This window comes from Bradyrhizobium sp., assembly GCF_052389815.1.
Classification (GTDB): domain Bacteria; phylum Pseudomonadota; class Alphaproteobacteria; order Rhizobiales; family Xanthobacteraceae; genus Bradyrhizobium.
Genome location: NZ_JBQTHN010000096.1, coordinates 114,635 through 135,939, shown reverse-complemented (window position 1 = coordinate 135,939; position 21,305 = coordinate 114,635). Strand labels below are relative to the sequence as shown.

22 protein-coding genes are annotated in these 21,305 nt (G+C 65.4%); 7 read left to right on the top strand and 15 right to left on the bottom strand.

Translation table 11 applies throughout. The features are described from left to right. Positions 1-177: 177 nt before the first annotated feature. From ACT4OC_RS17125 to ACT4OC_RS17115, 3 genes are all read right to left on the bottom strand, one after another. Positions 178-1,152 carry a Bug family tripartite tricarboxylate transporter substrate binding protein gene (locus tag ACT4OC_RS17125; RefSeq protein ID WP_444840196.1) on the bottom strand — a complete coding sequence of 325 codons (975 nt, stop codon included), beginning with the start codon at positions 1,150-1,152 and terminating at the stop codon, positions 178-180. A gap of 93 nt (positions 1,153-1,245) precedes the next feature. After that, positions 1,246-2,178 (bottom strand): DMT family transporter, encoded by a 933-nt coding sequence (locus tag ACT4OC_RS17120; RefSeq protein ID WP_444840195.1) that lies wholly within the window; start codon positions 2,176-2,178, stop codon positions 1,246-1,248. 101 nt (positions 2,179-2,279) lie between these two features. Then, complete coding sequence (locus ACT4OC_RS17115; RefSeq protein ID WP_444840194.1) at positions 2,280-3,560, bottom strand: OpgC domain-containing protein; 1,281 nt, start codon at positions 3,558-3,560, stop codon at positions 2,280-2,282. Positions 3,561-3,743: 183 nt separating this feature from the next. On the opposite strand from ACT4OC_RS17115, the gene ACT4OC_RS17110 reads away from it, so the two are divergent. Further along, entirely contained in the window at positions 3,744-4,145 is a 402-nt protein-coding gene (locus tag ACT4OC_RS17110) for a DUF1330 domain-containing protein (protein WP_444840193.1), read from the top strand. 86 nt (positions 4,146-4,231) lie between these two features. On the opposite strand, the gene ACT4OC_RS17105 is transcribed toward ACT4OC_RS17110, so the two are convergent. The 5 genes from ACT4OC_RS17105 to ybaK form a co-directional block, all read right to left on the bottom strand. Beyond that, entirely contained in the window at positions 4,232-5,443 is a 1,212-nt protein-coding gene (locus tag ACT4OC_RS17105; RefSeq protein ID WP_444840192.1) for a hypothetical protein, read from the bottom strand. A gap of 305 nt (positions 5,444-5,748) precedes the next feature. Further along, entirely contained in the window at positions 5,749-6,966 is a 1,218-nt protein-coding gene (locus ACT4OC_RS17100) for an alpha-hydroxy acid oxidase (protein ID WP_444840191.1), read from the bottom strand. Positions 6,967-6,992: 26 nt separating this feature from the next. Then, entirely contained in the window at positions 6,993-7,796 is an 804-nt protein-coding gene (locus tag ACT4OC_RS17095) for an MlaD family protein (protein ID WP_444840190.1), read from the bottom strand. A 60-nt stretch (positions 7,797-7,856) separates the two neighbouring features. Next, positions 7,857-8,798 carry a DMT family transporter gene (locus ACT4OC_RS17090; protein WP_444840189.1) on the bottom strand — a complete coding sequence of 314 codons (942 nt, stop codon included), beginning with the start codon at positions 8,796-8,798 and terminating at the stop codon, positions 7,857-7,859. A 241-nt stretch (positions 8,799-9,039) separates the two neighbouring features. Further along, positions 9,040-9,513 carry a Cys-tRNA(Pro) deacylase gene (gene ybaK / locus ACT4OC_RS17085; RefSeq protein ID WP_444840188.1) on the bottom strand — a complete coding sequence of 158 codons (474 nt, stop codon included), beginning with the start codon at positions 9,511-9,513 and terminating at the stop codon, positions 9,040-9,042. 363 nt (positions 9,514-9,876) lie between these two features. On the opposite strand from ybaK, the gene ACT4OC_RS17080 reads away from it, so the two are divergent. From ACT4OC_RS17080 to ACT4OC_RS17070, 3 genes are all read left to right on the top strand, one after another. Beyond that, entirely contained in the window at positions 9,877-11,169 is a 1,293-nt protein-coding gene (locus tag ACT4OC_RS17080) for an adenylosuccinate synthase (protein WP_444840187.1), read from the top strand. 35 nt (positions 11,170-11,204) lie between these two features. Further along, the gene (locus ACT4OC_RS17075) at positions 11,205-12,785 is read left to right on the top strand and encodes a hypothetical protein (RefSeq protein ID WP_444840186.1); all 1,581 of its coding nucleotides are present in this window, start codon (positions 11,205-11,207) and stop codon (positions 12,783-12,785) included. Positions 12,786-12,881: 96 nt separating this feature from the next. Continuing rightward, a complete protein-coding gene (locus tag ACT4OC_RS17070; protein ID WP_444840185.1) occupies positions 12,882-13,298 on the top strand; it encodes a DUF5413 family protein in 417 nt (138 codons plus the stop codon). 222 nt (positions 13,299-13,520) lie between these two features. Here the strand turns inward: ACT4OC_RS17070 and ACT4OC_RS17065 are convergent, their stop codons facing one another. Both ACT4OC_RS17065 and ACT4OC_RS17060 read right to left on the bottom strand, forming a co-directional pair. Next, positions 13,521-14,597 carry a tartrate dehydrogenase gene (locus tag ACT4OC_RS17065; RefSeq protein WP_444840184.1) on the bottom strand — a complete coding sequence of 359 codons (1,077 nt, stop codon included), beginning with the start codon at positions 14,595-14,597 and terminating at the stop codon, positions 13,521-13,523. A 127-nt stretch (positions 14,598-14,724) separates the two neighbouring features. Next, the gene (locus ACT4OC_RS17060; protein ID WP_444840183.1) at positions 14,725-15,708 is read right to left on the bottom strand and encodes a tripartite tricarboxylate transporter substrate-binding protein; all 984 of its coding nucleotides are present in this window, start codon (positions 15,706-15,708) and stop codon (positions 14,725-14,727) included. A gap of 119 nt (positions 15,709-15,827) precedes the next feature. Here ACT4OC_RS17060 and ACT4OC_RS17055 point away from each other — a divergent pair, with 119 nt between their 5' ends. Next, complete coding sequence (locus ACT4OC_RS17055; protein WP_444840182.1) at positions 15,828-16,742, top strand: LysR substrate-binding domain-containing protein; 915 nt, start codon at positions 15,828-15,830, stop codon at positions 16,740-16,742. Between the two features lie 76 nt (positions 16,743-16,818). Further along, positions 16,819-17,358, top strand: a complete 540-nt coding sequence (locus ACT4OC_RS17050) for a DUF4112 domain-containing protein (RefSeq protein ID WP_444840202.1) — start codon at positions 16,819-16,821, stop codon at positions 17,356-17,358. 20 nt (positions 17,359-17,378) lie between these two features. Here the strand turns inward: ACT4OC_RS17050 and ACT4OC_RS17045 are convergent, their stop codons facing one another. The 4 genes from ACT4OC_RS17045 to ACT4OC_RS17030 all read right to left on the bottom strand — a co-directional run bounded on the left by ACT4OC_RS17045 (position 17,379) and on the right by ACT4OC_RS17030 (position 19,708). Then, positions 17,379-17,666 carry a hypothetical protein gene (locus ACT4OC_RS17045; protein ID WP_444840181.1) on the bottom strand — a complete coding sequence of 96 codons (288 nt, stop codon included), beginning with the start codon at positions 17,664-17,666 and terminating at the stop codon, positions 17,379-17,381. Positions 17,667-17,886: 220 nt separating this feature from the next. Further along, positions 17,887-18,048: a DUF3309 family protein gene (locus ACT4OC_RS17040; protein WP_444840180.1), complete on the bottom strand. Its 162-nt coding sequence runs from the start codon at positions 18,046-18,048 to the stop codon at positions 17,887-17,889. A gap of 171 nt (positions 18,049-18,219) precedes the next feature. Continuing rightward, positions 18,220-18,588, bottom strand: a complete 369-nt coding sequence (locus ACT4OC_RS17035; protein WP_444840179.1) for a hypothetical protein — start codon at positions 18,586-18,588, stop codon at positions 18,220-18,222. 130 nt (positions 18,589-18,718) lie between these two features. Next, positions 18,719-19,708, bottom strand: a complete 990-nt coding sequence (locus ACT4OC_RS17030; protein WP_444840178.1) for an AraC family transcriptional regulator — start codon at positions 19,706-19,708, stop codon at positions 18,719-18,721. Positions 19,709-19,933: 225 nt separating this feature from the next. On the opposite strand from ACT4OC_RS17030, the gene ACT4OC_RS17025 reads away from it, so the two are divergent. Then, positions 19,934-20,779, top strand: coding sequence for an outer membrane protein (locus tag ACT4OC_RS17025; protein ID WP_444840177.1), 846 nt, complete (start codon positions 19,934-19,936; stop codon positions 20,777-20,779). An 81-nt stretch (positions 20,780-20,860) separates the two neighbouring features. On the opposite strand, the gene msrB is transcribed toward ACT4OC_RS17025, so the two are convergent. Then, a complete protein-coding gene (gene msrB, locus ACT4OC_RS17020) occupies positions 20,861-21,265 on the bottom strand; it encodes a peptide-methionine (R)-S-oxide reductase MsrB (RefSeq protein ID WP_444840176.1) in 405 nt (134 codons plus the stop codon). Positions 21,266-21,305 lie beyond the last annotated feature (40 nt).

Here is a 21,305-nt window from a genome sequence, read left to right as displayed (position 1 = left end):
GTAGAAATCCATTCGCAGTCCGACGCCATAGCGCCGAAAATATTCTGTTGCCGTCATTGCGCAAGCAGTGCAGAGAATGAACTTTCTACGAGTTGACAGGCCTTCCGAATACTTGCCCAGCCTCTTCCGCTTTGCCCACCCTACGATTCTTCGTTCCTCGCAATGACGGTGCGCGTCCTACTGCTTCTCGATCCCGGCGTCCGCGATCAGCTTCTCCCACACCTTGAGCTGATCCTTCAAGAACGCATCGAACTGCTCCGGCGTGCCGGAGAAGGCCTCCATGCCGCGCTCGGCGAGCTGCGCCTTGATTTCCGGCCGCTCGACGATCTTGCGGATCTCCGCATTGAGCCTCGTCACGACGTCCTTCGGCATGTTGGCCGGGCCGAAATAGCCCTGCCAGGAGGTGATGTCGAAGCCCTTCACCGTCTCGTCCATGGTCGGCAGTTCCGGCAACAGCGCCGACTTCTGCTTGGTGGTCACCGCGAGCGCCTTCAAGGCGCCGGCCTTGACGTGCGGAAGGCCCGTCAGCACGTCGATGAACATCATCGTGGTGCGGCCGGCCATCAGGTCGGTCAGCGCCGGCGGCGAGCTCTTGTAGGGCACGTGCAGGAGATCGATGCCGGCAAGGCGCGCAAACGTCGCGCCGGAGACGATCGCCGCCGAGCTGCCCGAGGCGTAGGAATATTTGCCCGGATCCTTCTTGGCGAGTGCGATCAGCTCGGCGACCGACTTGGCCGGCACTTCAGGGTTGATCACCAGCATGAATGGCAGGTCGCCGGTGCGCGCGATCGGCGTGAAATCCTTGATCGGGTCGTAGCTCATGACCTTGAGCAGGTATGGATTGGCCGAATGCGGGGTGTTCGTGCTCACCATCAGCGTGTAGCCGTCGGGCGCGGAGCGCGCGACGAAACTCGCCGCGAGCGAACCGCTGGCGCCCGCCTTGTTCTCGATCACGGTGCCGACGCCGAGCGCGGTGCCGAGCTCCCTGGCGATGATGCGTGTCGTTGTGTCGGTGCCGCTGCCGGCGGCGAACGGCACCACCAGCGTGATGTTGCGGTTCGGAAAGGGAGCCTGCGCAGAGGCGGCAGCCGACAGCAGTATCAGCGCCGCAGCAATTGCGCCGCACGAAATATTCTTGATTGATTGGATCATCTTCAGGCGTCTCCCGGAGCGTTTCTTGGGCAGGTTGGCCGGCAAGCTAGCCGGTCCGGCCGTAAAGCGGAAGCCCGGCAGCGCCGCGCCGTGTCAGCCCTGCGCCGATGCCCGCCGCGAGGCGATCACGACGCCCGCCAGCACCAGTGCATAGCCGATCAGGTGAAACGCCTGCAGCCGCTCGCCGAGCAGCAGGATCGCCATCGCCGAGCCGAATACCGGCACCAGATGGAAGAACGGCGCCGCCCGGTTCGGTCCGATCAGCGCCACGCCGCGGTTGTAGAAGAGGTAGGCGAGCGTGGAGGGGAAGACGAGGACGTAGGCCAGCGTCGCCAGCGTCAGCGCATCGGGCTGCAAGGTTGCGCCGGATGAGAACTCCCACAGCGAGAACGGGATCAGCATCATGGCGCCGCAGCAGGTGGTGAAGGAAATGAACGACAATTGATGTGTCCGCGGCCGGCGCGGGATCAGTGCCGAGTACAGCCCGAACGACACCAGCGAGCTCGCGAACATGACGTCGCCCCTGTTGAACGAGATGCTTGCCAGCGCCGAAAGATCGCCGCGCAGGACGATGGTGAGCACGCCGGCCAGCGAGATCGCGATGCCTGCGGCCTGCGCGCCCGTCAACCGCACGCCGAACAGGGTCAGCGACCATAGCGCGACGAACAGCGGCCCGGCGGACTGGATCAGCAATGCATTCAGCGCCTGGGTGTACTGCATGGCCCAGTAGGAGATGGCGTTGTTGTAGGCAAAGCCGGTGGCCGACAGCAGCAGCATCAGCGGCAGCCGCGCGCGCAATGCCGGCCAGTCGCGCTTCAGGTGCGGAAGAGCGAAGGGGAGCAGGATGAGGAACACGCCGAACCAGCGGATCGTGGTCAGCGTGAGCGGCGGCACATGACTGCCGACATGGCGCGCCAGCACGATGTTGCCGGCCCAGAACAGCGAGGTCAGGCCGAGCAGCAGATAGGGCTGGTTGTTGAGCCAGCTTGCGGGATTGGCAGCCGGCGTGGGCGCTGGATCGGTCATCGTCTCGCCGCCGAGTAGGGCCGGATTTTCGCCGCACGGCAAGGCCCTCGCGTGCAGGGCTACAATGTCGGGATTTGGTCTGGGCAATGCCGGGTGAGCCGTCACTCGCGCGGGCGCCTGACGGCGCTGCCTTCGGCGGCCGCGCGCTGCAACTTGAGCCGCTCTGCGAACTCGTGACGGCGCCTGCGCCGTTCGCTGATCGGCCGCCACGGCGGAGGCGGGATGAGGGCTTTGACCGCAGCGGGCGCGGGGGCAAGCCGGGGCACGGGCCGGTCGACATCCTTCGACCACGCGCGATACCAGGCGACCGCGACCATGATCGCAAGACCGCCGGCGCCGACGGCAAGCTGCATCGGCACGCTGTCGGAGAAGGTGATCAGGATGAAATGCGCCACGAAGGACAGATACACGCCGACGCAGAACACCTCGAGCGAGTGCTGCCCGCACTTGATCAGCGGCGCAAAGCCCGACCACTCCAGTCCGCGCCACTCCTTGGGCATGAAGTGGACCACCAGCACGATGAGCGCGGCGAGGTGCGCCACCCGGTAGGGCGCGAGATAGGTCTTGTCGTTGGGGATGAACGCCGCGCGGAGCGCGTCCGGGAACAGCGCCCGGAGCGCGGGGACGGGCCCCGACAGGGTCATGGCAAACGCAAAGACCAGGAAGGCGATGCACAGCCACAAGGCCCAGCGCGCATGCGCGATCGCCTCGAGCCTTCTGGCGCCGCCGAGCACGAGCCAGGCACCGAGCATGAACAGGAACTGCCAGGTGAAGGGATCGAAGTACCAGACGCCGGTCGGATAGGAGGTGAGATCCCAGTGATAGTGGCGCGCCGCGATGTAGAGCACGAAGGAGGCGAGCATGACGGCATCGGGCTGACGCAGCATCAGCCAGAGCACGAACGGAAACGACGCCATCAGCACGATATAGAGCGGCAGCACGTCGAGGTTGACCGGCTTGAATCTCAGCACGATGGCCTGGGTCAATATCTCCACGGGCTGATCCATCAGGCCGGCGACGTTGAACTGGTGCATCAGCGATGGAATGTCGAAGCCTTGCGCGGCATAGTGGATCGATGCGGTGTAGAACAGGAACAGCAGCAGTTGCGCCACGTAGATCTGCCACACCCGCTTCCACAGCCGCGTGGCGCCGACGATGAAGCCGCGTTCGAGCATCATCCGCGCATAGACGAGCGTTGCCGTGTAGCCGGAGATGAACACGAACAAATCGGCGCCGTCGGAGAAGCCGTAGTTGCGGATCGTCAGCCAGGCGAGCAGGCTGTGCGGAATATGGCCGAAGAAGATCAGCCAGTTCGCCAGCCCGCGAAACAGGTCGAGGCGCAGGTCACGTCCCTGATCGGGAAGGCTGGCGCGGATCTTCATGCGCTGACCCGGCACGGGTTCGTGCGTTGGCTGCTGGCGAGATGCAATGCGTGCTCCCGGATTGCCCCGTTGGCGGATGAATACTTATATTTCCACCTGCCGCTGCGGCTGTTGACCTGGATCAACCGGCCGGGATGCGCGCAGCATGGCTGGAATGCGGCAGCAAAGCCGGGGAGGGCACGGATGGCCGTCGATCTCTTGAACGTCAGGGGGCTGAAGGAAATCGATCCCGACGGGCCGGTCGTCATGGTCAATCTGATGCGCTTCCGCGAGCGCTCGCTCGACGGCGACGGCTCCGGCTGGGACGCCTATTTGCGCTACAGCGCGCTCACCGTGCCCATGATCAAGGCCCGCGGCGGCACGCTGCTGTGGACCGGCGATGCCAAGGCGGTGGCGCTGGGCGAGCCGGAAGGCAACCGCTGGGACTACCTCGCGCTGGTCTATTACCCCAGCGTCGCCGCCTTCATCGACATGATGACCTCGGCCGACTACGAGACGCGCTGCGATCCGCATCGCCGCAACGGCTGCGAGGCGCATGTCATCATCTGTACGAAGGAAGCGTACAGCAAGTTCAAGGTGGGTTGATCGAGCCACACACTCGATGTCGTCCCGGCCCTTCGCCGGGACGGCATGTGGACTGACGACATGTGGACTGACTCCAAGCGACGGGGTCAGTCGTGCGGGTTGATCATCTTCGTGGCCATGAACTCGGCGACCGCGGCCGAATAGGCTTGCAGTCCCTCGAAGTTGAAGTGCATGTCGCCGTTGCCCCAGTAGAATTCTTCGGAGTGCGGTCCGAACCGCTGCTTCAACGTCGCGGTGGCATCGAAGAAGAAGAAGCCGTTGGCGGAGCATGCTTCCCGTACCGTGGAGCTGACGAGGTCGTTCCACACGCGCCCACCGGCATCCGGCTTCAGATGCTGAAGGTGCGGATGGAAGACGCACAGCACCTTCGTCCCGTCCCGGGTGTGATCCTTCAGCACGCCGGCCAGCTCCTGCAGATTCCGGCGGAACACGGCGCGGGCATCGGCGTATTTGCCCCCGACGTCGGCGCTCTGGTCCCTGGAATAGTCGAACAGGCCGAAGGCGCCGCCCTGATTTTCCCTGATCACCGCCGGCATGTGCACGGAAGTCAGCCAGAGCTTGGAAACGAACCGCGTCAAATAGAGCGCGTGCCGGCGCACCTGCATCAAGCCGGCGCTGCATTCGTGGCCGACGGGTGAAACCTTGACGCCGACATTGTTGCCCGTTTCGTCGCGGACGATCAGCCTGCGATACCGCACGAAGTCGTCATACAAGTCGGTTTCATCCACATCCAGGACAATGTATTCCGGACGCACCACGGGCAGCAGCTTCTTCGCCTGCGGCACGAAGATGGACGGGGAGTAGGAGGTATAGCCCGCATTGTGGGTCTTCAGGCAAACTCCTCGTTCCTTCTTGAAATAGTTCGCGACGTGCCAGGGCAGTGTGTTCCTTTCGTCAAAGCCCTCCATGAAGGAATCGCCAAGGAACAGCACGGATACCGAACGCTGGCAGCCGCTCAGCAGCTCGGAATCGTCGATGACCCGCACGCCGTTCGCATCGAAAGACCTCTCGTAGGTGAATCCGGTCGTGTCGCCGTAGATGCATAATTGCTGCTTGTTCGTGGCAGGCACGTGGTTCAGGACGTTCGACTCCCAGCTCAAGTCGACGTTGGCGAGTTCGAGGTCGTAGAGCGGTCCGAAGTGCTGCTGTGCGCGCAGGCCGGCTTCGAAAATGGCCAGCCAGACGGCGAGCAGCAGCAGGGCCTGTCCGGCAAAGCGCAGCGGCCGCTCCAGAATCGCCGTCAGCAGGCTACGGCCCCGCGCGACAGGCTTGGCGGATCGAAGATCTGCGAGAGCCATCCCCTACCTCAGCGAAACTGAACTGCTCCGGCGTCCGCCGTTGTGCGGATCGTGGTGCGCGGCTGCCGGAGCCAAAATCGAATATGAACAAACGATCGGTGATACCTACGGCTGGTTAGGCGCAAGGTTTCGTTGCGCCTGACCTTGCAAAAGGTAGGGAAGTTTTGCCGAAGGCGCAATGTGCCAAAGGCAATGGGCGGCTTCCAAAACGAACGGAATGCGTAGGGCGGATTAGATTAGCCGAAGGCGTAATCCGCCGCGCGGATGGCGGATTACGCAGCGCTAATCCGCCCTACAAGAACCTTTCAGAACTTCCGCACCATCTCCGGCGTGATCTCGCCGAGCGAGCGGATGCCCATCAGCGCCAGGTCGCGGTCGATTTCGTCGCGCAGCAGCGTGATGGCGCGCTCGACGGCCGGCTGGCCGCCGGCCACGGCCGCATAGAGGAGCGGCCGGCCGACGAACACGAAATGCGCGCCCAGCGCCAGGGCCTTGATTACGTCGGTGCCGCGGCGGATGCCGCCGTCGACCATCACGGTCATGCCCTTCGCTTGCGCCGCAATCTCCGGCAGCGTGCGCAGGCCGGCAAGAGTGTAGTCGAGCTGGCGGCCGCCGTGGTTGGAGATGAGGACGCCATCGACGCCGCTCTCGCGCGCGATCCGCGCATCCTCGGGCGCGATCAGGCCCTTGACTACCAGTCTGCCCTTCCAGCGCTTGCGGATCAGCTCGACATGCTTCCAGGCCAGCTGGTCGCGCGCGCCGATATTGCGCATCAGGTTCTTCGACAGCACCGGCGGTCCTGCCGAAGCGTCCATGTTCTCGAAGCGCGGCATGCCGTGGTTGAGATAGGTGCGCGCGAAGACGTTGAACAGCCAGCGCGGATGGGTCGCGACGTCCCACGCAACGCGCGGCGTGATCTTCATCGGGGTCTGGAAGCCATTGCGGATGTTGTTCTCGCGGTTCGGCGGCACCGGCACGTCGGCGGTGACGACGAAGGTGTCGAAACCTGCGGCCGCAACGCGATCGACCATCGGCTCGATCCGCTCCGGCACGCCCGCAAGATAGGCCTGGTACCAGGCGTGCGGATTTTCCTTGATGACGTCTTCCAGCCTGATCAGCGACGCCGCGCTCAGGATCATCGGCACGTTGAGCGCGGCTGCGGCGCGCGCGTAGACGATGTCGCCGCGATAGGCGCACAGCGCGGACGAGCCCATCGGCGGAATGCCGAACGGGGAGGCATAGCTCCTGCCGAACAGCATCGTGGTCTGGTTGCGCCCCGAGACGTCGTTCAGCACGCGCGGCACGAAGCCGTATTCGTCGAGCGCCTTGCGGTTGTCGCGCACCGCCGCGTCATGCTCTGCGCCGCCCGCGACGTAGCCGTAGAGGAATTTCGGCATGATCCGCCGCGCCGCCGGCTCGAAATCGTCGAGGCACAGATAGCGCCGCAGGTGGCGCGGCACGGCGCTCGCGGGGCGGATCATGGTCGGCGAGGGGGACGTCGGCGTGGCGGTTTTGTCGAGCACGTTCTTGTTTTCCGTTCTTGGGCGCCTCAGCGCCGCGGCGGCGGCGGATTTGACTTGTTGATGGACGCGCTGAGCTCGTTCAGCATCTTGCGGGTGTCCGAGATCAGCGCGCCGGATTTCTTGTGGAAGCTTTCCACCAGCTCGCGGAAGGAGATCACGGTCGGCAGCAGTTCGCCGCCGTATTTGTCGCTGCCGAGCGTCTTCAGGAAGTCGTAGGTCTTGCCGAAGCCGTTGTCGACGGAGACGACGGCGGATTCTGCGGAGGCCATCACGCTGCTGATGCGGTCGCTCGAGCCGGCAAGGCTGGTGGTGAACGACTCGAGACCGAGCAGCGTGTCCTTCACGGCCGCCTCGTTCTCGATGATGACCCTGTCGACGTTGCGCAGCGCGACGCGGATTTTCTCCTGCGTGCTCAGCGTGCCCTCCCTGTCGGCGGTGAGGGTGGGGATGCCCTCTGCATCGAGCGGCGGCGGGGTGCCCTCGACGGTGCCGCCGGTGAAGGAGATCGCGGCAATGCCGGTCAGGCCCTGGAATTCGAGGCCGACCTGGGTGTCGGCGCGCAGCGGCGTATTGGGGTCGATCAGCGCCAGCGCGACGACGCGGCGCGGATGGTCGAGCTTCAGCGAGCGCACCTCGCCGACCCGCACGCCGGCGAAATTGACGCTGGAGCCGCGGCGCAGCCCCGAGGCCGAGCCCTCGAATACGACGTGGAACGGCACCAGCTGCTTGGTGCGGGCAAAGCGCTGATAGCCGATCGTGCCGCCGAGCGAAGCGCCGACGATCGCCAGCGCAATCGTCCCGATCATCACATTCCTGGAGCGGAACTTCATGGCCTGCCCTGCTAACCGGCTCCAGACATAGCGGATTTGCGGCCCCAAGTCATCGCCGGGTCACCCGGTCCGGACGGCCGTTTGCGGCTTCCGCGAGGCCACGAACACCCCGGTCAGCACCAGCGCAAAACCGACGAAGTGGAACAGTTGCGGGTGCTCGCCGAGGAAGAGAATCGACATCACGGTCCCGAAAACCGGAACGAGATGGAAGAACGGCGCGGCGCGGTTGGCGCCGATCAGGGCCACGCCGCGGTTGAAGCAGAGATAGGCCAGCGTGGAGGGGAACACCGCGACATAGAACAGCGTCAGCAGGTTGGGGCCGTTCAGCTCCATCACGGGCCGTGTGTACAGCTCCCAGAAGAAGAGCGGGATCAGGCACGCTGCGCCGCAGCCGAAGGTGAAGGCGACGAACGACAGCGGATGGATCGCCGGGCGTTTCGCCGTCAGCACCGAATAGAGCCCGAAGATCAGCAGGGCCAGCACGAAGATGAGGTCGCCGCGGTTGAAGTCGATGTCCTTCAGACTGGTCAGATCGCCGCGCAGCATGATGACGAGCACGCCGGTGAGCGACAGCAGGATGCCGACCGCCTGCGCCGCCGTCAGCCGCGTTCCGAACAGCGCCAGCGACCACATTGCCACGAACAGCGGCGCGGCCGGTTGCAGCAGCAGCGTGTTGATCGCCTGGGTGTGCTCGAGCGACCAGTATTGCATGGTGTTGAAGGCGCCGATGCCGGTGATCGACAGCACGATCATGATGCCGAGCCTGCCGCGGATCGCCTTCCAGTCCTGCACCAGATATTTCCACGACAGCGGCAGGACGATCAGGAAGGCGAAGGACCAGCGCAGGAACGACAGCGTCACCGGCGGAACGTGGCCTGCCGCGAGTTTGCCGACCACGGCATTGCCAGCCCAGCACAGCGCGGTGATGGAGAGCAGCAAATACGGCTGGTTGGCGATCCAGCGCAGCGGCGAGGCGTTCGCGCTTGTTTCGGTGGCAGACATTCGGGGCCCGGTTCATGCCGGAGCAAGCCCGCCCGGCTGTGATGCCGGGCCGGAATCCTCGCCCGGCCCTCGCCAGAGATACGGATTTTCCGGGTCCATCAATGGGGCAGACGCATTGTGTGTATGCGCCCGGGATGTTTTGGTTCGTCATTCCGGGGCGGTGCGTAGCACCGAACCCGGAATCTCGATATTCCGGGTTCGCCCGCGCGTTGCGCGTGCGCCCCGGAATGACGGCTACCCATCACGCCGTCAGCGCGTGCGTCACGGCCCCCGCCGCAAGCGCGGCGTCGTTGGGATCGATCTCGATCTGCAGGCCGCGCTGGCCGCCGTTGACGAACACGGTGGTGTGGGCCAGTGCCGTCCGGTCGATGGCGACGGGAACCTTCTTCCTCTGCCCGAACGGGCTGATGCCGCCGACATGATAGCCGGTGATGCGCTCGGCGTCGGAGGGCTGCATCATCCTGGCCGCCTTGGCGTCCATCGCGGCGGCGAGCTTCTTCATGCTCACCTCGCTGTCGGCGGGCACCACGACGCAGACCGGGCTGCCGTCGACCTCCACCATCAGCGTCTTGAGCACGCGGTTCGGCTCGACGTCGAGCGCTTCGGCCGCCTGCAGGCCGATATGCTCGGCGGTCGAATCGTAAACATAGGTGTGAAGCTTGAAAGCGATGCCGAGCTTGCGCAGCGCTTGCGTCGCGGGCGTCGTCTTGGGCATTGCAAAGGCCCCCCACCGGTCGCTGAAATACCGGCCATCCGGCATGATTCCGCTAATCGGCGGCGCAATCAACGCTTCCTTTGTCGCGCGCCCAAGGGAGGCCTTGACCAGGCGGTGGGCCGGCCTCCGCCCGTCAGCGGATTTTTAGGGGATATCAATGGCTTGATGACCATTTGGTAAACCCCGGAAGCCCTGTTCTTGCTTGCCTAGACAGCCCGCTTCCTTTATCCGGAGGGATGCCCGGCGACCGCCCTTCGGGGACGCGTTTTGCCGGGTGCGCGACGCACCTTCCGGACAAGACGGGGACCTCTTGTCAGGCAACCGCGCCTCAATCTCTGAAGCCTGAAGGATCGGACTTACGAAATGGCCAATGTTGTCGTCGTCGGCGCCCAGTGGGGCGACGAAGGGAAGGGCAAGATCGTCGACTGGTTATCGGAACAGGCCGACATCGTCGTGCGCTTCCAGGGCGGCCACAATGCCGGCCATACGCTGGTCATCAACGGCTCCACCTACAAGCTCGCGCTGTTGCCCTCCGGCGTGCTGCGGCCCTCGAAGCTCGCCGTGATCGGCAATGGCGTGGTGTTCGACCCCGCCGCCTTTCTCGACGAAGTGGCGCGGCTGAGGGGGCAGGGCGTCGCCGTCGGCCCGGAAAACCTGCGCGTCGCCGAGAACGTCACACTGATCCTGCCGCTGCACCGCGAGCTCGATGCCTTGCGCGAATCCGCGAACGCGGCGACCGCCATCGGCACCACTCGCCGCGGCATCGGTCCCGCCTATGAGGACAAGGTCGGCCGTAGAGCCATCCGCCTGATGGACCTCGCCGACCCCCAAACGCTGCCGCACAAGGTCGACCGCCTGCTGGCGCATCACAACGCGCTGCGCCGCGGCCTTAACCTGCCGGAATTCGATGGCGGCGCCATCGTCAAGGAGCTCGTTGCGATGGCGCCGCAGCTGCTGCCCTACGCCGATACGGTGTGGCGCCTGCTCGACCTCAAGCGGAGAGAGGGCAAGCGCATCCTGTTCGAGGGCGCGCAGGGGGCGCTGCTCGACGTCGATCACGGCACCTATCCCTACGTCACCTCGTCCAACACCGTGGCGGCGCAGGCCGCGACCGGCGCGGGCCTAGGCCCCGGCGCGGTCGGCTACGTGCTCGGCATCTGCAAGGCCTACACGACAAGGGTCGGCGCGGGCCCGTTCCCGACCGAGCAGGACAACGAGATCGGCCGCAAGATCGGCGAGCGGGGACGTGAGTTCGGCACCAACACCGGCCGGCCGCGCCGCTGCGGCTGGTTCGACGCGGCGCTGGTGCGCCAGACCGTCCGCACCTGCGGCATCACGGGGCTGGCGCTGACCAAGCTCGACATCCTCGACGGCTTCGACAGCATCAAGGTCTGCACCGGCTATCGGCTGGACGGCAAGGAAATCGACCATCTGCCGGCCGGCGAGGGCGCGCAGGCCAGGGTCGAGCCGATCTATGAGACCATCGAGGGCTGGAAGGAGCCTACCGCCAATGCCCGTTCCTGGGCGGATCTGCCGGCCCAGGCCATTAAATATGTTCGCAGGGTCGAGGAATTGGTGGGATGCCCGATCGCTCTGCTTTCCACCAGCCCCGAACGCGAGGATACTATCTTGGTCCAAAACCCCTTTGAGGCTTAACGGGATGTTACCGGAAAGCCCGCATTGAAGAGAGCATGGCTGATTACTACCCGCTGATCGCACGCGCCATTGCCGGTCTGGACCCCAGCGCTCCCGGCGAGAGCCGCCGTGCGCTCTATGAGCGGGCCCGCGCCGCGCTGATCCAGCAGCTGCGCAGCGTCGATCCGCCGCTCAGCGAGTCCGAGATCACCCGCGAGCGGCTGTCGCTTGAGGAGGCCGTCCGCAAGGTCGAATCGGAAGCCGCCCAGCGCGCCCGCGACGCCCGCGGCGGCGGTTCCAGCGCCCGCGATTCCTTCCGCCGCGCCAATCCCCGGCCCGCCGATTCCGCCCCGCCGCCCCCCGGCCCCGCGGTGCGGCCCCGTCCGCCGTCGCCGCCGCCCGCCGCGCGCGGGCCTGAGGGCGATCGCCCGCGGCCGCCGCGCGCCGATGGCCCGCCGCCGGTTGCCCCGCGCCCGCAGCCGCCGCAGCAGCCGCAGGTGCCGATGGCCGACCCGCAGCTGCCGCCACGCGGCGACCGGCCGACCCGTCGCAGCTTCGAGAACACCCCGCCGCCGCAGGCTCCGCGCGTGCCCGGCTTCCGCGATATCGCGGCCGACGCCGACGATCTCGGCCGCGCCGCCGCGCAGGCCAATCGCAATGCGCGCAAGACCTACGCCAACGTGCCTTCGCCCTCGCCCGAGTTCGACCGGCTCGAACCCAACATGGAGAACCGCGGCGCCGATCCGGACCAGCCCCATGCCTGGGGCGAGGAATCCGTAGACGAGGCGGACCGCTACAACCCGCAAGGCTCGATGCCGACGCCGCCGACTCGCGCGCGCATCGGCTCGAGCGGCGAGCGCGAGCCGAAGCGGCCGCGCATGGCGGCGGCGTTTCCCTTCAAGAGCGCAATCGCTGTCGGCGTAGTGCTGATCCTGGTCGGCGCCGGCATCCTGTGGGGCAAGGCGCTCGTCACCACCGTCACCGGCCTGCTCAAGTCGCAGCCCGCGGTGGTGGAAGCGCCGAAGGATCCGAGCGCGCCGGTCACGCGGCCGAAGATTCCGGATCGCGTCGGCCAGCCCTCGGACAACGTCGCCCCCGTGGCGCAGCGCGTCGTGCTCTATGACGAGGATCCCTCCGATCCCAAGGGCAAGCAGTTCGTCGGATCGGTGATCTGGCGCACCGAGCCGATCAAGGCCTCGGGCAACCAGAAGGCCGATATCGCCGTGCGCGCCGACATCGACATCCCCGACCGCAAATTCAAGATGACGATATCGTTCCGCCGCAACACCGACACCTCGCTGCCGGCGAGTCACACCGCGGAATTGACCTTCATCCTGCCGCAGGATTTCTCCGGCGGCGGCGTCGGCAACGTGCCGGGAATCCTGATGAAGTCGAACGAGCAGGCGCGCGGCACGCCGCTGTCGGCGCTCGCGGTGAAGGTCACCGACGGCTTCTTCCTGGTGGGCCTGTCCAACGTCGACACCGAGCGCACCCGCAACCTGCAACTCCTGAAGGAGCGCTCCTGGTTCGACGTGCCTCTGGTGTACACCAACCAGCGCCGCGCCATCATCGCCATCGAAAAGGGCGCCCCCGGCGAGCGCGCCTTCAACGAGGCGTTCGCGGCGTGGGGGGAGTGAGGGTGGCTTCGGGCCCTGCACGCGCCGGAGTCAAGCCTGTCGGAATCCGCAAAACCATCGTATGACAGGGCCGTCTTGGTTGCGTGAGGGGCCGGCATGAAGCGTTATCTGATTTTCGCGGCGGTGGGTCCGTTCGTCGGCGGACTGTTGCTGCTGCTGGTGACGACCTACCAGTCCGGCTATTTTGCCGAAACCAGCGCCGCCGAGATCGGCAAGCTGCTCGTCATCTTCGCCAAGACGCTGCAATATTCCTATCTGTTCGGCCTCGTGCCGGCGCTGATGATGGGCGCGATCGACGACATCCTCTATCACGTCAGGCGGATCAGACCGGTCCTGCGCGTGCTGATCGTGGGCCTCGCAGGGTTCACCGCGGCGGTGCTTTACAGCGCGCGCGGACCGGGTAGCGGGCTGACCCCGAACTTCCTTTATGGCCTGGTCGGGCTAGTGCCGGCGACGCTGTCGGCCTGGCTGTCGCACAAATATGCCGACGAGCAGAAGCCGGCGAAGGCGTAAGGTCTCTCACCGTTCTGTAGGATGGGTAGAGCGGGAAGCGAACCCATCCTACGATTCGCAGTGACAGCGGTGCCGTGCCCACAAACCTCATCCTGAGGAGCGCGCAGCGCGCGCGTCTCGAAGGATGGCTGCGGGTGGCGGTCGGGCCGCATGGTTCTCCCGGCGATGCGCAGCATCGTCCGGAGACGGCGCTCCGCGCCTCCTCACCATGAGGAGCGACAGCTACGCATTCTCCTTCTCGATCGCCTCGATCACGCCCGCGGTGACGTCCGCCGTGCGAGCCTTGCCGCCGAGGTCGGGCGTGTGCAGGCGCGGGTCCGCCGTCGCACGCTCGATCGCCTTCATCAGTCGGCTTGCTGCGGCGGCTTCGCCGAGATGCTCCAGCATCATCACCTGTGACCAGAACGTGCCGATCGGGTTGGCGATGCCCTTGCCCATGATGTCGAAGGCCGAGCCGTGGATCGGCTCGAACATCGAGGGGAAGGCGCGCTCCGGATTGAGGTTCGCCGTCGGCGCGATGCCGAGCGAGCCGGCCAATGCTGCCGCGAGATCGGACAGGATGTCGGCGTGCAGATTGGTGGCGACCACCGTGTCGATCGACTGCGGCTTCGTCACCATGCGCATGGTCATGGCGTCGACCAGCATCTTGTCCCAGGTCACGTCGGGGAATTCCTTGGCTACTGATACCGCGATCTCGTCCCACATCACCATGGCATGGCGCTGCGCGTTCGACTTGGTGACGACGGTCAGCAGCTTTCGCGGGCGCGAGCGGGCAAGCTTGAAGGCAAAGCGCATGATGCGCTCGACGCCGGCGCGGGTGAACATCGCGACATCGGTTGCGACCTCCAGCGGTGAGCCCTGGTGCGCCCGGCCGCCGACCCCGGCATATTCGCCTTCCGAATTCTCGCGCACGATCACCCAGTCGAGCTCGCCGCCGTTGACGTGGCGCAGCGGCGAGGTGATGCCCGGCAGCACGCGGGTCGGGCGCACATTGGCGTACTGGTCGAACGGCTGGCAGATCGCGAGCCGCAGGCCCCACAGCGTGATGTGGTCGGGAATCTCGGGGTGGCCGGCCGAGCCGAACAGGATCGCATCGTGCTTTTTGATCAGCTCGCGGCCGTTCTCCGGCATCATGCGACCGTGCTTCTTGTAGTACTCGCCGCCCCAGTCGAAATGATCGACCTTGAAGCCGAAGCTGCCTTCGCGCTTCGCCAGCGCCTGCAGCACCTCGACGCCGGCGGAGATCACCTCGGTGCCGATGCCGTCGCCGGGAATGGCTGCGATGGAATAGGTTTTCATTGTTCTTCCTTGATTGCCCTTGATGCCTGCGACCTCGTAGGATGGGTAGAGCGCAAGCGAAACCCATCAACTTCATTCGCATGTTCGCGATGGGTTTCGCTGCGCTCGACCCGTCCTACGAAAATTTCTAGTTCGCCTTGACGCCGGCGGCCTTGATCACCGCGTCCCAGCGCTTCACTTCCGACGCGATCTGCGACTTCAGCGCATCGGGGGTCGCAAGGTTTGTCGCCACCGGCTCGGTGCCGAGATCGGCAAAGCGCCCGATCACCTTCGGGTCCTTCAGCGCCGCCTGCAGCGCGGCGACGAGCTTGTCGGTCGCTTGCTTCGGCAGCCCCTTCGGCGCCCACATCGCGTGCCAGGCGGAGACCTCGAAGCCGGGAATCGCGCCGCTGTCCAGCGTCGGCAGGTTCGGCACCGAGGAGACCTTGGCCTTGGTGGTGACGGCGTAGCCCTTGATGCGGCCTTCCTTGATCTGGTTGGTCGTGTTGGTGGTCTGGTCGCACATCACGTCGAACTGGCCGCCGAGCAGGTCGTTCATCGCCGGCCCCGTGCCGCGATAACCGACGCCGGTCATCTCGATCTTCAGCTCCCGCATCAGCACCAGCGTGCACAGATGCGAGGCCGAGCCGATGCCGGCGTGGCCGTAGGTGACCTTGCCTTTCTCGCCGCGGATCCAGTCGATCAGCTCCTTGACGTCCTTGGCCGCCACCGCCGTCTTGGACACCAGCGTCATCGGCACGTCGGTGATGCGGCCGATATGGTCGAAGTCGTTGACCGGATTGTATTTGAGGCTGTCGTACAGCGCTGGCGCGGTGGCATGCGCAATGTGCCAGATCGCGACGGTGTAGCCGTCGGGCGCCGCCTTCGACACGCGGGCCATGCCGATGGTGCCGCCGGCGCCGCCGACGTTCTCGACGATGACGCTCTGGCCGAGGGTCTTGCCCATGGATTCGGCGATCAGGCGCGCCACGGTGTCGGTCGGCCCGCCCGCCGCGGCCGGCACCACCAATGTGATCGACTTGGCCGGATACGCCGTTTGCGCGCTCGCCGGCGCAATCGCCGCCGCCAGCGCCATGATGCCTGCCGAAAGCGCAAGCTTGATCGTGGCCATTGGGCACCTCCCTGAATGTTGATTGGTTCGCGCCGCAGTCTAGGGCAGGGCGCCCGCGGCGACAATTGCCGGTCGATTATACAAATTTATGATATAATACCAGCTAACGAGGAAGGTCCATGGAACTGCACCAGCTCCGCTGCTTTGTCGCGGTTGCCGAGGAGCTGCATTTCGGCAAGGCCGCGCGCCGGCTCGAGATGCTGCCCTCGGCGCTCGGCCGCCAGGTGCGCCTCCTGGAGGAAGGTCTCGGCACGCAGCTGTTGCTGCGCACCACGCGCCACGTGATGCTGTCGCAGGACGGCGCCATGTTCCTCGAACACGCTCGCGCGCTTTTGGAAAAGGCCGACGCGCTGGCTCGCCAGTTTCGCGACCGCGGCCGCCGCCGCTCGCAGGTGCTGCGGATCGGCGCCATCGATACCGCAGCCGCCGGGCTTATTCCCGACCTGCTCTACGATTTCCGCAAGCACCATGCCGGCGTCACCATCCAGCTGGTCGAGGACAAGACCATCCGCCTGCTGCCGAAACTGCTGTCCGGCCGGCTCGACCTCGCCTTCGTCCGCCCGCCGGAGAAGGTCGACAGGCAAATCGAGTTGCAGACCCTGTTCCACGAAACGCCCGTCGTCGCCGTACCATCCAAGCACAAGCTCGCCTCGCGCAGCCGCCTGTTCGTGGAGACGCTCGCCGATCAGCCGCTGATCGTGCCCGAGCGCCGCTCGCGCCCGCACAGCCATGACCTCACCATGAAACTGTTCGAGCGCGCCGGCCTGCGCCCGGTCATTTCGCAGATCGCCGAGGAGAAGCAGACCATCGTCAACCTCGTCGCCGCAAAAGTCGGGCTCGCCATCGTGCCGCGCTGGACCTCGCGCCTGAAAGTCGCAGGCGTGCGCTTCGTGCCGCTGGTGGTGAGGCAGGCCGAGGATCTGCGCCTCTTGCCGCTCGCCGCCGCGCGCCTTGCCGGCGCGCATGATCCGCTGTGCGAAGCCATGCTCGCCGTGCTGCGCCTGCGCCTGCCGCGATACGCGGCGGGGGCGTGAAGAACCTCGGGAATCGCGGGTGGCGCCCGCGCGGCGCCATGACGCAACTTGTGGCCTGCGATCGCGTTACCATGTCATGATCATGCAGGACGACGACATCATCGCGCCGCGGAAAAGCCGCACAGGGCAAACCTCGCAAGCGGGCTTTTCGCGTAGCGAGGCGCGCGGGCCCGTGATCGATCAGGAGGGGCGGGAGATCCCGGCGGAAAACCTGCGCCCGCAATTTCAGGACTTTCGCTTCGAGTTCGGCGGGACGGCCTTCGCACCGTTGACCCGCGAGCAGCGCCTGGCGCGGCTGGAGGCGTTGGCAAAGCTGCTGGACGTCGCCTTCATCCTGCCGGGCACCAACATCCGCTACGGCATCGACGGGCTGATCGGCCTGATCCCCGTCGTCGGCGACATCATCACGACGGCGATTTCACTGTGGCTGGTGCGCGAGGCGCGTGCGCTCGGCGCGCCGTGGCATGTGACGGCGCGGATGCTGGGCAATGTGGCGCTGGATGGTGTGGTGGGGTTGGTGCCGGTAGCGGGCGACGCCTTCGACGTCATGTTCCGCGCCAACGTGAGAAACGTGCGGCTGCTCCGCCGGTGGTTGGAGAAGCGGCCGCGAATTTAGGCGTCGAGAACTCTCGGGTGTCAGGCAGCGTCCTGTTTGTCGGCCTCCGCCTTGCGCGGGCGGCGCGGCAGCGGGAAGGCTTCGCTCTCATAGAGCGAGCGGATGCCGCTCTGGTCGAAGCGGGCTTCCTCGACCTGCAAATAGGCGCCGTTCAGCGAATCCGCCGGCAACTCTTCGATCGCGAAACGGACGGCTTCCGCTGCGGTGCCGAAACGGCGATACGCAAAGCCGGCCCGCTTCTTCTTGCGGATGGCGGCGGGAAACAGTTCGGCGGAAGTGTTGAAGTTGAACGGACGCAAAGGACGCATGGTCGGGGACCTCTTGATCTTCCTGGCGCTAGCTAGCTTGGGGATTTCGGGTAGCGGTATTCCGCGACCGGCGGCGCCGTGCCCATCATTTTCGGCCCCTAATATAGGCTTCTTTGACAGAAATGCGACCCCTATTGCGCTGCAACAGGAGAGATGATGAATCCGCGCATGGCTCGCGCGAAAACGGAATAAATCAAGCTATTTCATATACTTATGTGACTTAAATCTTGCGGAGCAGCTTCAGGACGACCAGTACGACCAGAATGACGCCGATCAGGCCCATGCCGGAATGGCCGTAGCCATAGCCGTAGCCGCCAATGCGGCCGCTCAGCCCCACCATCAGGGCGACAACGAGAATGACGATCAGGATCGTCGACACCATGGCACTTCCCCCACAACGAGTCGGCAGGCGCATCCAACCACGCTGCCGCGAGCAAAGAAAAGCACATTCATTCGCGGAAACAAGGGCCGGGTGTCCGTCCCGCCGACATTGCGCGGAGCGCAGGCGGAGGCCGTCTATCTCTCGGCATGCTGCCGCGCCATGGATCGTCGGCTATTTCATCGCCGCATCGATCGGCACCACCTTCAGCGGCGAGGCGTAGGGCTCGATGCGCAGCGATTCCGTCGAGATCAGGCCGATCCTGTGCAGCGGCGCCTGCTCGAGATCGCCGCTCGCCGCCTTGCGCACGGCATATTTCCAGACGCTGAGCGAGCCCCTGGCGACCAGCGCCTTGGCCACCCCGCCGGCGTTGCCGTCCATTGCCTTGAGCTCGTCATCGGTCAGTCCGATCACGATCTCGTCCTTGGCGGTGATGACCTTGAACAACGACACCCTGTCGGCGGCAAGCGCTTCCTGAACCATCATGCTCCCCATCAGGCAGGCGAGGGCGAGGCCCAGGCCGGCGCGTTTCAATATCTGCATTATGAGACGTCCTCTTTCGGGCACGGGGCGAGCCCGAAAACGCAAAACATGACCCCGCGCGACCGGTCCTTGGTCGCGCGGGGTTCGAGACGCGTTCGAGCGCCGTGCGATTTATTTCGCGGGCGAAGATCTATCCGCCGCGCCGTACCGCCTCGCGCACGTCGGACGGCGTCATGCCGTAAAGGCGGCGGAAGGTGCGGTTGAAATAGGACACGTCGCTGAATCCGCAATCGTAGGCGATGGCGCTGATGGTGCGTCCGAGGTAGCGACGGTCGGCCAACATGTCGTGGGCGCGGGCAAGCCGCCGGCTGCGCACGAAATCGGAGAAGCTCATTCCCTCGCTCTCGAACAGCTTGCGCACGTAACGCGGCGTAATGCCCTGGCTGAGCGCAACTGTCTCGGCCGACAATTCCTGTCGGTCCAGGTTCGCATTCACTTCGGCCTTGATGGCCCGCAGCCTTGCGGCCCCCAGGCCGCGTCCCTGCGCGACCTCGGCGGCGTCGCGCGTCGCGCCGACGGCAAGTGCGACGAGGTCGTGGATATGCGTCACGATCGACTGACGCAGGTCCGGAGCGGACAGTGCAGCTTCGTCGCGCAGACACCCGAGATAGCCAACGAGAAGTCGAACGGCGTCGGGATTGCCGGCTATCGCGGGCGTCACCGTTGCGTCGAGGCCGACGATCAGGGAATTCAGGACTGCGGCTGGAATGGCTAGACTGACGAATCTGGACATGGACCGAACGACAGTCAAACTCGGTTCGTCGGATCGAATCAACCAGCCGGTGTCCTGCGCCAGCCTCACCTCTTGATTGCGCTGGGCGATCGTGGCTTCGCCATGCGTCGGCATGACGAGAATGAAGTCACCGTTGCCGTCCGCGATCTGGGCGCGACTGCGCGTCAGGCGGTTCGGCGTCGTCGTGATCGCGGCGATGCCCAGATTGGGCAGGCTGCGCAATTCGGCGACGCATCGAAATGGCTGCTGCGGCAGCGGCTCCATGTCGACCTTCATGATCTTCCGGCCGCACAGTTCCCGCCACTGCGTCACCCTGTCCCGTTCCGGAAAGTCATCGGTGGCGAAGCGGTGCAGGCTGGAATCCGTTTTGTCGGCAGCGGCCGTCATGCGTCACCCTCAATCATCCGAGCGGAAGTCCGTTTCGTTTCGATGCGCGGACCGTGCCCCCTCATCGTCGCCGCTTCCCATCTCTGTCGCTCTTTGGCAACAACCGGTTCGAAAGCAAAGGGATTTCCCCTCAGTCCAGAGTCCGTTCCTCCCGGTCCAAGATTGCGGTGGGTGGTGTCGCTATTCCTCGCTGAAGCGGCACGAGCCGGAGGAAGGGATATCTCAATGAAGCAGATGGTGACGGCGATTTTGACTGTGGCATGCGTTCTCGCACTGGGGCCGGCCGCCAATGCGGCCGACGTGACGCAGCCCGCCTACAAGGCCGCGTCGGCACCGGTTGCGAACTGGAGCGGCATCTACGCTGGCATCCACGCCGGCTGGGGCAGAACCTCGGGCAATCCCGGCACCGCCAGCTTGAGCACAACCGGCTACGCCTTACCAGTCCTTGAAACGCAGAACCTGGACCTCAGGAGCAACGGTTCGCTGTTTGGCGGTCAGCTCGGGCTCAATTGGCAGGTCAACCCGAGCTGGGTCATCGGTGTCGAAGGCGACATCACCGGCACCGGGCTTAAGGGTTCGGCCACGGGAGCTCCGATGTGCGGGCCGCCGTACTGCGTCTTCGTCACTACCGTTTTCGGCGCCAGCCAGCACATGGCGCAGGATATCAACTGGCTGGCTTCGCTGCGCGGTCGCCTCGGCTATAGTTGGGGCCCAAGCATGGTCTACCTCACAGGCGGCGCGGCCTGGGCCAACATCAACTACAGTGCCAACTCGGCCGATGCCGTGTGGATTTGCAACGGTGGTGGCGGCGGCGGCGCCGGTTGCGCTTATCCGGCCTCCTTGAACAGCACGAAGGCGGGCTGGGCACTCGGCGCCGGCTATGAGGCGATGATCGCGGCAAACTGGAGCCTGCGGGCCGAGTATCTCTACTACAGCTTCGGGGGAGGAGCGACGACGTCGGTAGACGGAACTCCGGCGGCGGCCTGCCAGGTCGCAACCTGCAGCGCGACGTATACCTTCTGGGGCGCCGACATTCACACGGCGCGCGTCGGCGTGAATTACCGGTTCTGATCGATCGACGGTGCAATTGCAGAAGCCCCGGGCCATTGGTCCGGGGCTTTCCTGCTTTCATCAATCGAGCTGCAAGCAGAGTTATTTCGGCTGCAGCTTCAGCGCCGCCGAGTTGATGCAGTAGCGCAGGCCCGTCGGCCCGGGCCCGTCGTTGAAGACATGGCCGAGATGGCCGTCGCATTTCGAGCACAGCACCTCGGTGCGGATCATGCCGTGGCTGACATCCCGCTCCTCGTCGACGTGGCTCTCGATCGCGGGCTTCGAAAAGCTCGGCCAGCCGCAGCCGGAATCGAACTTGGCGTCGGACTCGAACAACGTCTGGCCGCAGCCGGCGCAGGTGTATGTGCCCTTGCGGTGCTCATGCTCGTATTCGCCCGTGAACGGCCGCTCGGTCGCCTTCTCGCGCAGCACCGCGTACTGCATCGGCGTCAGCTCCTTGCGCCACTCGGCCTCGCTCTTGTGGACCTTGGACTTGGTGTCGGACATGGCTCCTCCTCGGAATTGGGTCGTCATTGCGAGCGAAGCG